We start from the raw sequence: 12,316 nt of genomic DNA on the forward strand, positions 1-12,316 counted from the left end.
AACGCTACCCTATGGCAAAAATCTTTGAACGGATATTGAAACATCCGCAAACGCTAATGGTGTAACTGTTCCTTGCTTAATAATATATTCTTCAATATACTTACCATTTTGAGGGTTTCTGAACACAATCATCTGTTTAGCAGATAAACTTAAAACCCAATATTCTTGAATTTCAGCCGTCGCATAAATCGCAGCCTTGATCTCCAAGTCCTTGTTTAAACTTGTGTTGGCAACTTCTACAATCCAGAAGATATCTTTAGGAGCAGGATGGCCATCGTTGTAGGATGATTCTGGAAGTCGAACAATTGCAATATCAGGTTCGGGTTCCGAGTCGGATAGTGTAACGGGCCCATTGAAGCGGACATCAGCTTTACCTGATAGCAATTCTTCTAAGTATTTTACACTTCGTTTTGCTGTGGTGTAGTGAATTGGGGTTTCTGGACTCATCTCAACAATTTCGCCTGCTAGCAATTCCAGATGACGACCACGCAGAATGCCCGCCTCAACCATGCGGTGATAGTCGTCTACAGACCATTTAGCCAGGGTTTTCATAGCAGAACTGTTCACATTCTTGTGATAGACCTAGTTCAATTTTAAAAGTTGCTGGTCTGTTTTTAGCAAGCCTCGCATCCGTCTAATCGCGCTAAAGCGCTCCGGCTCAGAAATTGGCGTGTCTTGCAAAGACTCAATGATAGCGCTCACCAGTGCAAGGCGATCGCTATTTTAATAACCTCTAAAGGATTTCCAACAACCTTGTAGGATATTGTTTATGTCAAAGTCTCTAAGTCTTTAAATGAGTATGACAAGAGGGGGCATTTAACCCCCTGACTTGTTTTGCAATTAAGAATCACCTCCACACCAGAATGGTTGGTGGGAGTACTTTTACTGACATCTAGATGGAACAGCAAAAATTATACCAAAATATGCTCATCCTTTAGTCCTATCTGTCAGGAAATGAGGATAACAGGTTTGTGAGATTTAGCGGGATATTGAGTCAATAGTTACTGTGATTTTGACCCACTGCCAACTGTTTTTGTTGAGTCTGCTGTTTCCATCTTAGAGTTTTCAGCATTGTCAACCTCAAGAGTTCGGAGCAATTCTCTAATTACATCTGTTGCTGGTCTTCCTGTCGAAGCACAGTAGGATTGAAGTTTATTCATTTCCTCGGTTGTGAGATTTACTGTCAGTCGTTTAACAGCCCATTTTTTATTCATGATCCTCTTTTGTCTTTAATATGTTCCTTTTTGCCGAAATCACCAAGTCATCACTATTACTCCCCTAGTGCATAACCTACACCACAGAGTGTATGAATACACGCTTTTCCTTATTGTCTTTCAATTTTAGTCGCAGATAACCAATATAAACGTCAAAATCATTAGAATCACCTATGAAAACATAACCTCAAACTTTATCTCTTATTTTGGTTTCTAGTAGACACTTGAGGCAGATGTGAGAGAAAATATTCTAATAAGTCAAACTTTTGTTTAGTGTCAGACTGCGATCGCTTGTAGTTATCTTAGCCTATACCTGCGAAGATGTAGCAGGTGGCGGGATAATCTCAAGACCATATTTTGAAGCAGCAGCCAGCGCTTTTTCCATGTCTGCGGGACTAACGCTAGTACTTGCGTTCTCTCACAGACTAGCACTCCTACTTCCCAAGTCCATTTCTTGCTTCACGCTTGGCAAACTTAATTGAAGATTACAAAGCGTTTATCAAGTCGATAGTCTTCTGTAAGTTAAATACACTATAGGAATCGTATTCGATTTTTGAAATTATCTACGTGGGCGGGGAGTGGGGAGTAGGGAGTAGGGAATAAGGCTTTTCGATCTGTACTGAGCTTTTTCAGAAATCAAACATTAGTCCTATAGCAACCTAAATGTTGTACTTATTTCATTGATTTAAATTTTTAATATTTAGTTGTGGAAATTGTTGCGTTCTTAATATCATCTATCAATTCATCAATCCTTGCTTGAGTCGTATTCCAAGAACACATAAAACGTATTCCTCCCACACCAATAAATGTATAAAACTCCCAGTTCTTTGCTTTTAAGGCATGAATAACGTGCTCAGGTAGTTTAACAAAGACGGCGTTGGCTTCTCTAGGAAACATCAAGTCAACATTTTCTATATTTAATAGTTGATTTTCTAAGTATTCAGCACATTGATTAGCATGTCTGGCATTTTTTAGCCAAGCACCAGTTTCTAATAAACCCAACCAGGGAGCAGAGATAAAGCGCATTTTCGAGGCTAGCTGACCTGCTTGCTTGCATCGGTAATCAAAATCTTCTGCTAACTCTTTGTTAAAGAACAGAATGGCTTCACCTAATGCCATTCCATTCTTTGTACCACAAAAGCACAACACATCCACTCCACTTTTCCAAGTAATTTCAGCAGGGCTTTTATTCATAGCGGCAACTGCATTTGCAAAACGAGCGCCATCCATGTGGATTTTTAAGTTATACTTTTTCGCAACTTCTTTAATTTTCAGAAGTTCTTCAATAGGATATAAAGTCCCTAATTCAGTTGATTGGGTGATGCTAATAACTTTAGGCTTGGGATAATGAATGTCAGTACGTTTAGTGACAACTGCCTCTATAGCCTCTGATGTTAACTTGCCGTTTTTACCTTGAGCAAGTAACAATTTCGAGCCATTAGATGCAAATTCAGGTGCGCCACATTCATCTGTTTCTATGTGAGATGTTTCATGACAAATGACGCTATGATATGACTGACAAAGGGCTGCTAAAGATAAAGAATTTGCAGCTGTACCATTAAAGGTAAAAAATACTTCACAATCAATTTCAAAGAGTTCCCGAAAATAATCTGTGGCTTTTTGAGTCCATTCATCATTTCCATAGGCTGGAACACTACCTTGATTTGCCCTAATCATATATTCCAGGGCTTCTGGACAAATCCCTGAGGAATTATCACTTGCAAACTGTTCTAATTGGCTACTCATAATGTCTAATTAAATTTTTATCAGTAATTCTTATAATGTTAGTAAATAATTTTGATATTTGGCAACTCCAAAATTCACAGGAATGCTATTAACCTCTCAAATTATAACAATTTTTATTTGAATAGGTATTGGTTAGATACACGGCATTGTCCTCTCCCTACGAGTATGTGTGTTCATCTGTGGTTAATTATTTTTTCTGTACTTTACCTATGCGGTAACTGCTATATCTAATAATTCTGCCAATTACAAGAACTTAAAATGGTAGGGCTATTTAATTCGTATCTATCCCGCCTCAGAATGAATTCTGAGTCTAATAGTGAAAGTTGTCTAAAAACGAATGTGAAAAGGTTAAAGTCTGTTAAAACTGACTTTAGCTAGCTAAAAGAGAGTAACTTTAGTTTTGAACGGTCTATATCTAAAATGAAATAACCCTACTGAATCATTCGTGAACAAAAATTTCCAACTTACTTATTTAAAAATTTGTGAATGTGAATCTTTTGATTTTCACAACTTAAATATAATTGCTATCTCTTGCGTCTACCTGTTAATTATTTTTTGTTGTTGTAGCTTTAATCTGAGTATTTATAACAACAATCAGCATATTTATACTAAGTGGTTTATATTATTGTATAACTTTGCTAATGTCCATAAAAAACCGGAGTCTTAGTTCTCCGTTACTGATACGTTAAATTACTATGGTGTCTTTGTGAGGCTTGCGTTGAGGGGATTGTGAGACGTTAAAAATTGCAATTAACTAAGTATTATGCTAAAAAATAAATTTTGCTAATTAAAATGCTAATCATATACTTATAATGTACCATACAATGCCCGACTAATTACTATGACATCACTATTGGGCTATTTGTCCTTTGTCCTTTGCTAATGACCAATGACAAATGACCAATGACCAATGACTAATGACTAATAACTAATGACTGAACCATTGATTGAACTGAAAGGTGTTTCTAAGTCCTTTGGTAGCCATAAAGTTCTAGATAATGTAGACTTGACCATTTACCGGGGAGAAGCACTAGGGATTATTGGCCCATCAGGGACTGGTAAATCAACAATTTTACGGGTAATAGCGGGGTTACTTAGTCCTGATGAAGGAGAAATTTATGTGCAAGGAGTGCGGCGAGACGGTTTGATTGAGGATGGTAGCCAGCAGGTTGGCATTGGCATGGTGTTTCAGCAGGCGGCGCTATTTGATTCGCTGACGGTGGAGGAGAATGTGGGATTTTTACTTTATCAAAATTCAAAGCTACCGCGATCGCGCATCCAAGATTTGGTAAAAGAAAAATTAGACATGGTAGGTTTGCCAGAAATAAGAAATCTCTACCCAGCCGAACTTTCGGGGGGAATGCGAAAACGGGTAAGTTTTGCCCGTGCGATTATGTCTAATCCTGATGATCCCACAGAAGGGCCAGATGTTCTACTATACGATGAACCAACAGCCGGACTTGATCCCATTGCCTCAACAGTAATCGAAGATTTAATCCGCTATTTGCAATGTTTAAATGGAGTTTGTAGTACTTATGCTGTTGTTACCCACCAAGACAGTACTATGCGCCGTACAGCTGATAGACTTATATTTCTCTATGAAGGTAGAGTGCAGTGGCAGGGTACAGTTAGTGAAACATACAACACAGAAAATCCTTTAATCAAACAATTTCTTAGTGGAAGTGTGCAAGGGCCGATTCAAGTCGTCGGTTAGAAAGTGAGGAGTTAAGAATCAGGAGCGACTAAATTCAACTCCTAACTCTCAACTGCTAACTCATAACTAATTATTGGGTGGAGAAAAAAAATGCGAGGTCTTATGACAAGCCTCTTCTCTTCGAGAAGCTTTGCCAACGCGTCTGGGCGAACATTTAGAGAAGGCTCTGTGGGATTGTTACTCCTGCTAGGATTAGGGGTATTTGGGTTACTCTTTCTGTGGTTAAATAGATTCACTCCTGCTGGGCAGTCATACAAAGTTATTGTGGAATTTGCTAACGCTGGCGGAATGCAAAAGGGAGCAACAGTTCGCTATCGAGGCGTTAAAGTAGGAACTATTTCCCAGGTTCGGCCAGGGCCAAATGCCGTTGATGTAGAAATTGAAATTGCCCAAACTAACCTAACTCTCCCCCGGAATGTAGTCGTAGAAGCTAATCAAAGCGGATTAATTAGCGAAAGTATCATCGACATCACACCAAAAGCAACCTTACCTACTGGGGTTGTGATTGCTAAACCCCTAGATAAAAATTGTGATCCCACCCTGATAATTTGTAATGGCTCTCGGTTAAAAGGTCAGATTGGCATCAGTGTTGATGAACTAATTCGCAGTTCAAGTGAGCTAGCCTCTGCATACACTGACCCAAAATTTTATAGAAATGTCAATAGGGTTCTAGAAACTACCACAGGCGCAGCAACCAGTTTTACTGGGCTAAGTCAAGATTTACAAGGTTTGACCAAAAGCTTGCGACAACAACTTAATACCTTTTCAGCCACTGCTAATTCAGTGCAACGAGCGACAAACCAACTTAGTGCATCATCGAGTCAAACAATAAATAAATTCGGTGCAACTGCAACTCAAGCAAATCGTTTGCTGAACAATCTGGATAATTTATTGACAACAAATCGTTCTTCGCTGCTTGGCGCTTTGAACAATATCACCGAAACCAGCAACCAACTGCGTGTTACAGTCAGTAGCCTATCACCAACTGTAAATCGATTCACTCAAGGACAATTAATCAACAATTTAGAAACTCTTTCAGCAAATGCAGCGCAAGCCTCAGCTAATTTACGTGATGCTTCAAAAACTTTAAATGATCCAAAGAATGCGGTGCTGCTACAACAAACTTTAGATTCAGCACGAGTAACCTTTGAAAATAGCCAAAAAATTACATCTGATTTGGATGAGTTGACAGGTGATCCTACTTTCCGACAAAATTTGCGGCAATTGGTGAATGGTCTAAGTAGTTTGGTATCTTCTACACAACAGATGCAGCAACAGGTGCAAGTTGCTACTACTCTAGATTCGGTAAAAACTGTTGTGAGCAAACCAAATAATCTAATTCCTACCCCAGCACCAACTCAAGAGGCGATGTCTAATGATAAGTCCCTACCCGTCTACGTAATTAATCCCCCACCTGCTAATTTTGGAAGTACTAACATCAACCCTGAACCAACCCCAACCCCCAGTCCGTCTCTCTCTAACTCATCCCAAGAAGACCTGTTGAAGCAGCTGCGGGAGTATGGTAAGCAACGGGAGCAACTGGAGACGGGAAAATAAGCAATACAGCTTGACCGAATTTTAGATTTTAAATTTTGGATAAATAGATACCCTAAACTCGTTACTGGAAATACCGCTCTCGACGATCGCAGCGACTTGGCTTATCAGTTCAGCAATGTGAGCTTGAACTACTCCTCGCGCCTCTTGAGCGATCGCAGAATAGGTTGCAAACACCTCTGGCTCGTTCAGGACTTTTTGACGTTTCAGAGCCATGAGTTCCTCAAACCATCGGCGCATGATCTGCGCGATCGCCTGTTGTTATTTTTTAGTCAGATCAGGGAATTCTATTAATACGATTCAGTAATTCGTACAGCATTGGCCAGAGAAAGACTTTCCATAGGGTAGCAACTGGTATTGCTTGTTGTAGGTTTATTTGAACTGTGTTGTAAAAATATTTTGAGTTTTGAGGATCGGCTGATGGATAAATCAATTATTCAGTTGGTTGACGAATTACCAACTGACAATATCACTGTCAAAGTTTTAAAAGCTCTTGATTATGTAGTACCAGGTGAGTGGAGCAATTTGACGGGATTTGAGAATAATATTCGCAGCATTACTGGAGTTAGCGATGCTAAGGTAATTCAAAAAATCCGCGATCGCGCTGTTGTTTTATACGAAGATCCTCAACAAGGCTACCAGTTCGCAATCAACCTTTATCAAACAATTGATAAGGCAGACACAGCTATGGCAACGGCGGCTTTAGCGAATAAAGTTAGTGAAAAAATCGGCTTTCTCTCTTTTTTAGGCAAAATTACTCCGAAAGCTGACGTAACTCAATCCATTGACTTACTACTGAAAATCACCGTTGAAATCATCGCCTTTTGCAAACTAAATGGCATTCCTCAACCTAATCCCCAAGAGTTTGCTAATTCTCTCGCTAATAATTATCAAAATGCATCCCTAATGCGGATGGTAGCTCTAGTTTGTCTAGATGGAATTCTACCACTAGGCCCCGATTTTTTGGACAAAATTCACGGAGTTATTAGTGGTACTGATACTAGCGCAATAACTCAAAATCCGGTTTTCTTAGCTATCAATAACTTTCTACCAGGTAGTAACCCCTCTGATAAAGTTGGTTTTATCAGTCAAGGTTTCAACTCTGTGCAAGGTTGGATGAATAACTTAGTATCCAAAACAGGCATAACCCCGCAATCAATTTCTAGTCATTTGGGTAATTTTATTCAAATTGCTGATGATAATTTAGATTTGGTAGCAGCATTCCTAGATCAAACTACCAATTACTACGAACATACGGGAATTCAAACTGTCGCTCGCAGCTTGATTTTGCAAGCCTATACTTTAGTAAAAGAGGAAATTAAACAAGAGGAACAAAAGCCTATCCAAGATGTTTCATCTGTTGTTAAGTCAGATAAAAATCAGTATGAACTTAGCAAAACAGTAGAAGTCTGGGATAATGAGGAAGAAGATTGGTATCAGGGAACAATTGAGAAAATCCAAGATGACCAATTCTTTATTTATTACCTTGGTTACGGTTCATCTCATAACGAGTGGGTGGGCGAAGATGACATTCGGACTCGCGATCTTCGCTCCTCTGATGACAATGGATATGCAGTGGGTCAAAAGGTAAAATGTTGGGATGATGACCAAGAGGCTTGGTATTCTGCAACAATTGAGCAAATCCAAAATCAGCAATACTTTGTTCATTACATTGGTTATGACTCATCCTATGATGAGTGGGTTGATAGTGACGAAATTTCCTAACTGTTGAATTAGCACAGGGCCGACGAGAGCAATATCTCCGATGGGCTATTCGGTGTCGCTCCCTGTGCTAGCATACAGCATTTTTCAAAATTCATAATTCAAGAATAATTCTCCTAGTCATAATTCCTGTTGAGATAAAAATGGTTCAAATGAGTGATAAGCCTCATAATTACGAAAATGTCTAGCGTATAAGTCAACACCATCACTAGCCGATTCAAAGCCATCATCTAATACTGAATTCACATCTATTACTTTTTTTAAAGACCAGATAATAGTTTCTCCATCCTCATTTTTATAGCTTCCTTCTTCTCTTTTTGCATAACTTATAGCCTTTTCTTTGGCTTTTTCTAAAGAATTAGATTTGAGCAAAACAAAGCATTCTTGGTACAATGGTTGATAATTCGGTGCATCAGAGGATGATTCATAAAGAATTACCGCAATGTAGAAAGATTCCGTTTTATCTGCACTTTCGGGTTTCATACAATTTCCTTCAAGACTACTTCTTGAATCTACCATCATTCAATAACTTCCAAGCCCTTTTAGCGGGGGCTGATTTATCATTTTTGATGTCTTCTAAATAGGAGTTTAAATACTGGCTGGGAAACTCCCGTCTAATTGATGCTTTGCAGCACGTACTAATGAAAGTATCAGCAAATAAACTTAAGTTGTCGTTTGCTTCACAACTGCCACCTGGTCTAACTTGACTTATTACCAAGGACAGCTTGAATAAATGTGCATTCAATGAATATGTTACAGTTTGGGAATGAATAGGCATCGGTTGCAGAACCAATCCCAAAACGAAAAGACCGAGCAGTGGGTTAGGTAGAGGTTTTTGCAGCATCAGGAAACAAACCCTTTTTAATTACAAATTATTTTGACACTTGCGCTACGATATCCCCTATTGCCTTTATGCAATGTATATGAGGAGTAGTACAGGTCAAAAACATGACAAAAGAATTCAATACACAAGCCGCAGAGAATCTGGTTGCGATCGCAGATCAATTCGCTGGGCTAGGGAAGGTTAAAGGCCTTAAAGCTTTTGGAAGTGGTAATATCAATGACACCTTCTTAGTAAATCTAGATTCTTCAGAAGAACAATATTTCGTCCTGCAACGCATCAACACGCAGGTATTTCGGCAGCCACAACTGATTATGCAAAATATGCGTACCTTCACTGAGCATGTTCGTAAACGGTTACAGTATACACCTCTGAATCGTCGCTGGGAAGTACCACGCGTACTATTAACTAAGGATGCTCAAGACCACTGGAGGGATGCAGACGGCTCTTTTTGGCGGGCGATTAGCTTTATTGAAGCCTCCCAGTCTTTCGATACGATGCGCGATCGCTCACAAGCGAAAGAAATCGGTTATGCCTTGGGGATGTTCCACAATTTGATTAGCGATTTGCCACCAGAAAAACTCGCCGATACCCTTCAAGGATTCCATATTACACCACTTTATCTCCAGCATTACGAGGAAGTGTTGGCGAAAACTAGTGTGCGTCAATCTTCGGAAGTTAATTATTGCTTACAGTTTGTTAGCGATCGCCAAACCTTTGCACATATCCTAGAAAATGCCAAAGTTGAAGGCAAGCTACCCTTGCGCCTGATGCACGGCGATCCAAAAATCAATAACGTGATGTTTGACACTGCTACCCAGCAAGCCGTCAGCGTCATAGACCTCGACACTGTTAAACCCGGTCTGGTACATTACGATATTGGTGATTGCCTGCGATCGGGTTGCAATCCGGCCGGAGAAGAAACTGAGAATTGGGACAGTGTTTATTTCGATACCGACCTGTGTCAGGGAATCTTACAAGGTTATCTCTCGGTAGCAAAGGCATTTCTTAGTGAGGATGACTATGCATATATATACGATGCAATTCGCCTCATCGCCTTTGAACTAGGATTGAGATTTTTTGCTGATTATTTAGTAGGGAATGTCTATTTTAGAGTTAAGCACCCAGAACATAATCTTGCCAGAGCGATCGTCCAGTTTAAGCTTACCGAAAGTATTGAATCACAAGAAACGCAGATTTGCAATATTATTAAAGACATGAAATGAACGACCAGACATTTTCCTTGCAACCCTTTCCTTCTACAACATCCCTGCCTAATTTTAAAATTGCAGGTAATATTGCCAGAAATGGTAATAAACTTGCCATCCGCTATATGCTTGAGGGCGATTTAAAAGAAATTGCAATCGTCCCACCATCAAATACACCATCACGCAAGCATGAACTTTGGCAAGACACCTGCTTCGAGTTCTTTCTTGGTGTCAAAGATTCTCAACGGTATTGGGAATTTAACCTCTCCCCCGCCGGACATTGGAATGTCTATCGCTTTGATGGATACCGTCAAGGAATGCAAGAGGAAACAGCGTTTGAAAACCTATCGTTTAATGTTCACAATCAAGCCGACGCTTTAGCACTTGTGTTGGATGTCGATTTGGGTAAAATCATCTCGGCAGAACAAGCTATTGAAGTTAGCATTACTACTGTTATTAAATATAGAAATGGTGAGGTGACTTACTGGGCGTTAACTCATCAAGGCGCGGAGGCTGACTTTCATTTGCGGGATAGTTTTATTGTTAAGTTGTGAAGATTAATATTCAGAAATTTATTGTGAGTAGCTGATTCAAGATGTCATTCTGAAACCTTGCGGGTATTATCAAGATATATTCTAAAAATTGTGTAATGACATATATAACATAACTTGTGGAATATAAGCGCAATTATCAGTTACGTATTGGGTAACATCTATAGGAAAAGCTAATGGCAAGACAGCCCATTGTTCTAAATGGCAAAGAGTTCAAATTTCAGAAGAACGCCAAAGAATACTTTAAGCAAATGCTTGAAAGGTATCGTAATGCTCAGACGGTTGATACTGATGATTATGAAATGCTTCTCGCCCTCATTGAACGTCATCCTGAAGCTGACAAAAAGATTGGATGTGGTGTAAAGCGCTTTTATAAAGATAGAACCGATATGTCTACAAGTTGTTTCTGGATAGAGCGTGAAGATGGCAGTAAGACTGAGTTCTCCTACCTAACAGCTATAGCTGCAAGAGGAAAGTCAGTATATCAAGAATTCTTTGAGGCTTGTCGAAATGCAGTTCAGGGCGACCTCAAAAAGACTAAAGAACAATTTTTTGATAAATTTGCTGATGAGACTGGCAAAGTCAAATGTGATATTACAGGCGAAAAAGTTGTTATCTACGAAAGCCATCTCGATCACAAAAAGCCTTTAACATTCCAAGTTATTGTAAATACCTTTCTTGCTGCCAATGAAATCGAGATTAAGTCCGAAATGCTTTCTCTGTCCCAAGATGCTCAATTTCAAACTACCTTTTTAGATATTTAAATTAAAGATAAATTCAAACGCTATCACCATAAAATGGCTGATCTGAGAATAATAAAAACTGAACGTAATCTTAGTCTTGGAGGTTCTGAGAGAATCTTAAAGTCTAAAAATCCAGTAATTATTCCAAAAGAATTATTCGATAATTGACAACGTTTCACTTAATATTGGGATGATATGATATAGCGGTTATTGTTTACGTGAGGTACACCCGTAGGGGCACGCCACTGCCCATTGGTGTCAACTTAACGTAAAAGTCATGTCTCGCAAGGAACTGAAGTTCCTTGCTAATAGCGAAAGTCATCTGAAGATGACTAAATATAACCAAAAATCTTTAGTCTACTTGAGTAGACTTTAGCTAAAAGCCAAAGAACTTTAGTTCGAGGCGGGTGAGGAAGCTAAAAGTTAAGCTATTTCTAGGCTTTTGTTGACACGTATGGGCGCTGCCCTCTACACCTGGTGATGTAATATTGTACTACATATGAATGCGAACCGCTATACTTCACCCAAGAAGCTATTTAATTGTTTTAAACTTGAATTACCCTCGGAAATTAGTCCCTAGGGCTCGATCATGACACAAAACAGATTGAAGGTTTATGCATTTTGGGATACAGATGCAGAAGTTTGGGTAGCAACTAGTGAAAACGTGCCAGGATTGGTAACAGAAGCTTCTACGATTGAGTCTCTTACGCAAAAGCTCAGAAAAATGATACCAGAACTCCTTGTTTTCAATCGAATCGCGCCTGAGGTAGATATACAGCAAGAGTAAAGGCAATTTTAACAAATTATAGCTATTTACGAGAATATTTTAGAAGTGCGATCGCACTAGCAGGCAGAAAAAATAGGTTAAATATTTAAACCAAAGTGGTATTTACACATCTACACCTTCATGATCATTGCTTGATCACTTCTATATATGAAATATGAACAAGAATTAGTAACGTTATTTTAAGATTAAAAATAAACTAATTTGCTTATTTCGTTTGATAGAGTTAATTAAAATTT

13 protein-coding genes are annotated in these 12,316 nt (G+C 39.0%); 7 read left to right on the forward strand and 6 right to left on the reverse strand.

The window, feature by feature from the left end:
* Positions 1–9: 9 nt before the first annotated feature.
* From LC608_RS23825 to LC608_RS23840, 3 genes are all read right to left on the reverse strand, one after another.
* Entirely contained in the window at positions 10–552 is a 543-nt protein-coding gene (locus tag LC608_RS23825) for a Uma2 family endonuclease (RefSeq protein WP_229555930.1), read from the reverse strand.
* 449 nt (positions 553–1,001) lie between these two features.
* On the reverse strand, positions 1,002–1,214 hold the full coding sequence (locus LC608_RS23830) for a CopG family transcriptional regulator (protein WP_229555931.1): 213 nt from the start codon (positions 1,212–1,214) through the stop codon (positions 1,002–1,004).
* Between the two features lie 693 nt (positions 1,215–1,907).
* A complete protein-coding gene (locus tag LC608_RS23840; protein ID WP_229555932.1) occupies positions 1,908–2,960 on the reverse strand; it encodes a low specificity L-threonine aldolase in 1,053 nt (350 codons plus the stop codon).
* 931 nt (positions 2,961–3,891) lie between these two features.
* On the opposite strand from LC608_RS23840, the gene LC608_RS23845 reads away from it, so the two are divergent.
* Together LC608_RS23845 and LC608_RS23850 are read left to right on the forward strand one after the other, a co-directional pair.
* The gene (locus tag LC608_RS23845) at positions 3,892–4,674 is read left to right on the forward strand and encodes an ABC transporter ATP-binding protein (protein WP_229555933.1); all 783 of its coding nucleotides are present in this window, start codon (positions 3,892–3,894) and stop codon (positions 4,672–4,674) included.
* A 90-nt stretch (positions 4,675–4,764) separates the two neighbouring features.
* Positions 4,765–6,231, forward strand: a complete 1,467-nt coding sequence (locus LC608_RS23850; RefSeq protein ID WP_229555934.1) for an MlaD family protein — start codon at positions 4,765–4,767, stop codon at positions 6,229–6,231.
* Between the two features lie 21 nt (positions 6,232–6,252).
* Here LC608_RS23850 and LC608_RS23855 read toward each other — a convergent pair whose 3' ends face one another.
* Entirely contained in the window at positions 6,253–6,468 is a 216-nt protein-coding gene (locus LC608_RS23855) for a hypothetical protein (protein WP_267871180.1), read from the reverse strand.
* Between the two features lie 180 nt (positions 6,469–6,648).
* Here LC608_RS23855 and LC608_RS23860 point away from each other — a divergent pair, with 180 nt between their 5' ends.
* Positions 6,649–7,953 carry a Tudor-knot domain-containing protein gene (locus tag LC608_RS23860; protein WP_229555936.1) on the forward strand — a complete coding sequence of 435 codons (1,305 nt, stop codon included), beginning with the start codon at positions 6,649–6,651 and terminating at the stop codon, positions 7,951–7,953.
* 117 nt (positions 7,954–8,070) lie between these two features.
* Here LC608_RS23860 and LC608_RS23865 read toward each other — a convergent pair whose 3' ends face one another.
* Together LC608_RS23865 and LC608_RS23870 are read right to left on the reverse strand one after the other, a co-directional pair.
* On the reverse strand, positions 8,071–8,433 hold the full coding sequence (locus tag LC608_RS23865; RefSeq protein WP_229555937.1) for a DUF4288 domain-containing protein: 363 nt from the start codon (positions 8,431–8,433) through the stop codon (positions 8,071–8,073).
* Between the two features lie 16 nt (positions 8,434–8,449).
* Positions 8,450–8,794, reverse strand: a complete 345-nt coding sequence (locus tag LC608_RS23870; protein ID WP_229555938.1) for a hypothetical protein — start codon at positions 8,792–8,794, stop codon at positions 8,450–8,452.
* A 104-nt stretch (positions 8,795–8,898) separates the two neighbouring features.
* On the opposite strand from LC608_RS23870, the gene LC608_RS23875 reads away from it, so the two are divergent.
* From LC608_RS23875 to LC608_RS23890, 4 genes are all read left to right on the forward strand, one after another.
* Entirely contained in the window at positions 8,899–10,017 is a 1,119-nt protein-coding gene (locus LC608_RS23875; protein ID WP_229555939.1) for a phosphotransferase enzyme family protein, read from the forward strand.
* Complete coding sequence (locus LC608_RS23880) at positions 10,014–10,553, forward strand: DOMON-like domain-containing protein (protein WP_229555940.1); 540 nt, start codon at positions 10,014–10,016, stop codon at positions 10,551–10,553. Before LC608_RS23875 ends, LC608_RS23880 begins: the two co-directional genes overlap by 4 nt.
* A gap of 173 nt (positions 10,554–10,726) precedes the next feature.
* Positions 10,727–11,314 (forward strand): DCL family protein, encoded by a 588-nt coding sequence (locus LC608_RS23885; RefSeq protein ID WP_229555941.1) that lies wholly within the window; start codon positions 10,727–10,729, stop codon positions 11,312–11,314.
* Positions 11,315–11,882: 568 nt separating this feature from the next.
* Positions 11,883–12,080: a DUF1902 domain-containing protein gene (locus LC608_RS23890; RefSeq protein ID WP_229555942.1), complete on the forward strand. Its 198-nt coding sequence runs from the start codon at positions 11,883–11,885 to the stop codon at positions 12,078–12,080.
* Positions 12,081–12,316 lie beyond the last annotated feature (236 nt).

The sequence above is a fragment of the Nostoc sp. XA010 genome, from assembly GCF_020829625.1.
In the GTDB taxonomy this organism is placed as follows: domain Bacteria; phylum Cyanobacteriota; class Cyanobacteriia; order Cyanobacteriales; family Nostocaceae; genus Nostoc.

What these genes read in the sequence shown, in the direction of transcription:
- LC608_RS23825 (WP_229555930.1), bottom strand. Translation starts at nt 552, where the DNA reads ATGAAAACCCTGGCTAAATGGTCTGTAGACGACTATCACCGCATGGTT.
- LC608_RS23830 (WP_229555931.1), bottom strand. Translation starts at nt 1,214, where the DNA reads ATGAATAAAAAATGGGCTGTTAAACGACTGACAGTAAATCTCACAACC.
- LC608_RS23840 (WP_229555932.1), bottom strand. Translation starts at nt 2,960, where the DNA reads ATGAGTAGCCAATTAGAACAGTTTGCAAGTGATAATTCCTCAGGGATT.
- LC608_RS23845 (WP_229555933.1), top strand. Translation starts at nt 3,892, where the DNA reads ATGACTGAACCATTGATTGAACTGAAAGGTGTTTCTAAGTCCTTTGGT.
- LC608_RS23850 (WP_229555934.1), top strand. Translation starts at nt 4,765, where the DNA reads ATGCGAGGTCTTATGACAAGCCTCTTCTCTTCGAGAAGCTTTGCCAAC.
- LC608_RS23855 (WP_267871180.1), bottom strand. Translation starts at nt 6,468, where the DNA reads ATGCGCCGATGGTTTGAGGAACTCATGGCTCTGAAACGTCAAAAAGTC.
- LC608_RS23860 (WP_229555936.1), top strand. Translation starts at nt 6,649, where the DNA reads ATGGATAAATCAATTATTCAGTTGGTTGACGAATTACCAACTGACAAT.
- LC608_RS23865 (WP_229555937.1), bottom strand. Translation starts at nt 8,433, where the DNA reads ATGAAACCCGAAAGTGCAGATAAAACGGAATCTTTCTACATTGCGGTA.
- LC608_RS23870 (WP_229555938.1), bottom strand. Translation starts at nt 8,794, where the DNA reads ATGCTGCAAAAACCTCTACCTAACCCACTGCTCGGTCTTTTCGTTTTG.
- LC608_RS23875 (WP_229555939.1), top strand. Translation starts at nt 8,899, where the DNA reads ATGACAAAAGAATTCAATACACAAGCCGCAGAGAATCTGGTTGCGATC.
- LC608_RS23880 (WP_229555940.1), top strand. Translation starts at nt 10,014, where the DNA reads ATGAACGACCAGACATTTTCCTTGCAACCCTTTCCTTCTACAACATCC.
- LC608_RS23885 (WP_229555941.1), top strand. Translation starts at nt 10,727, where the DNA reads ATGGCAAGACAGCCCATTGTTCTAAATGGCAAAGAGTTCAAATTTCAG.
- LC608_RS23890 (WP_229555942.1), top strand. Translation starts at nt 11,883, where the DNA reads ATGACACAAAACAGATTGAAGGTTTATGCATTTTGGGATACAGATGCA.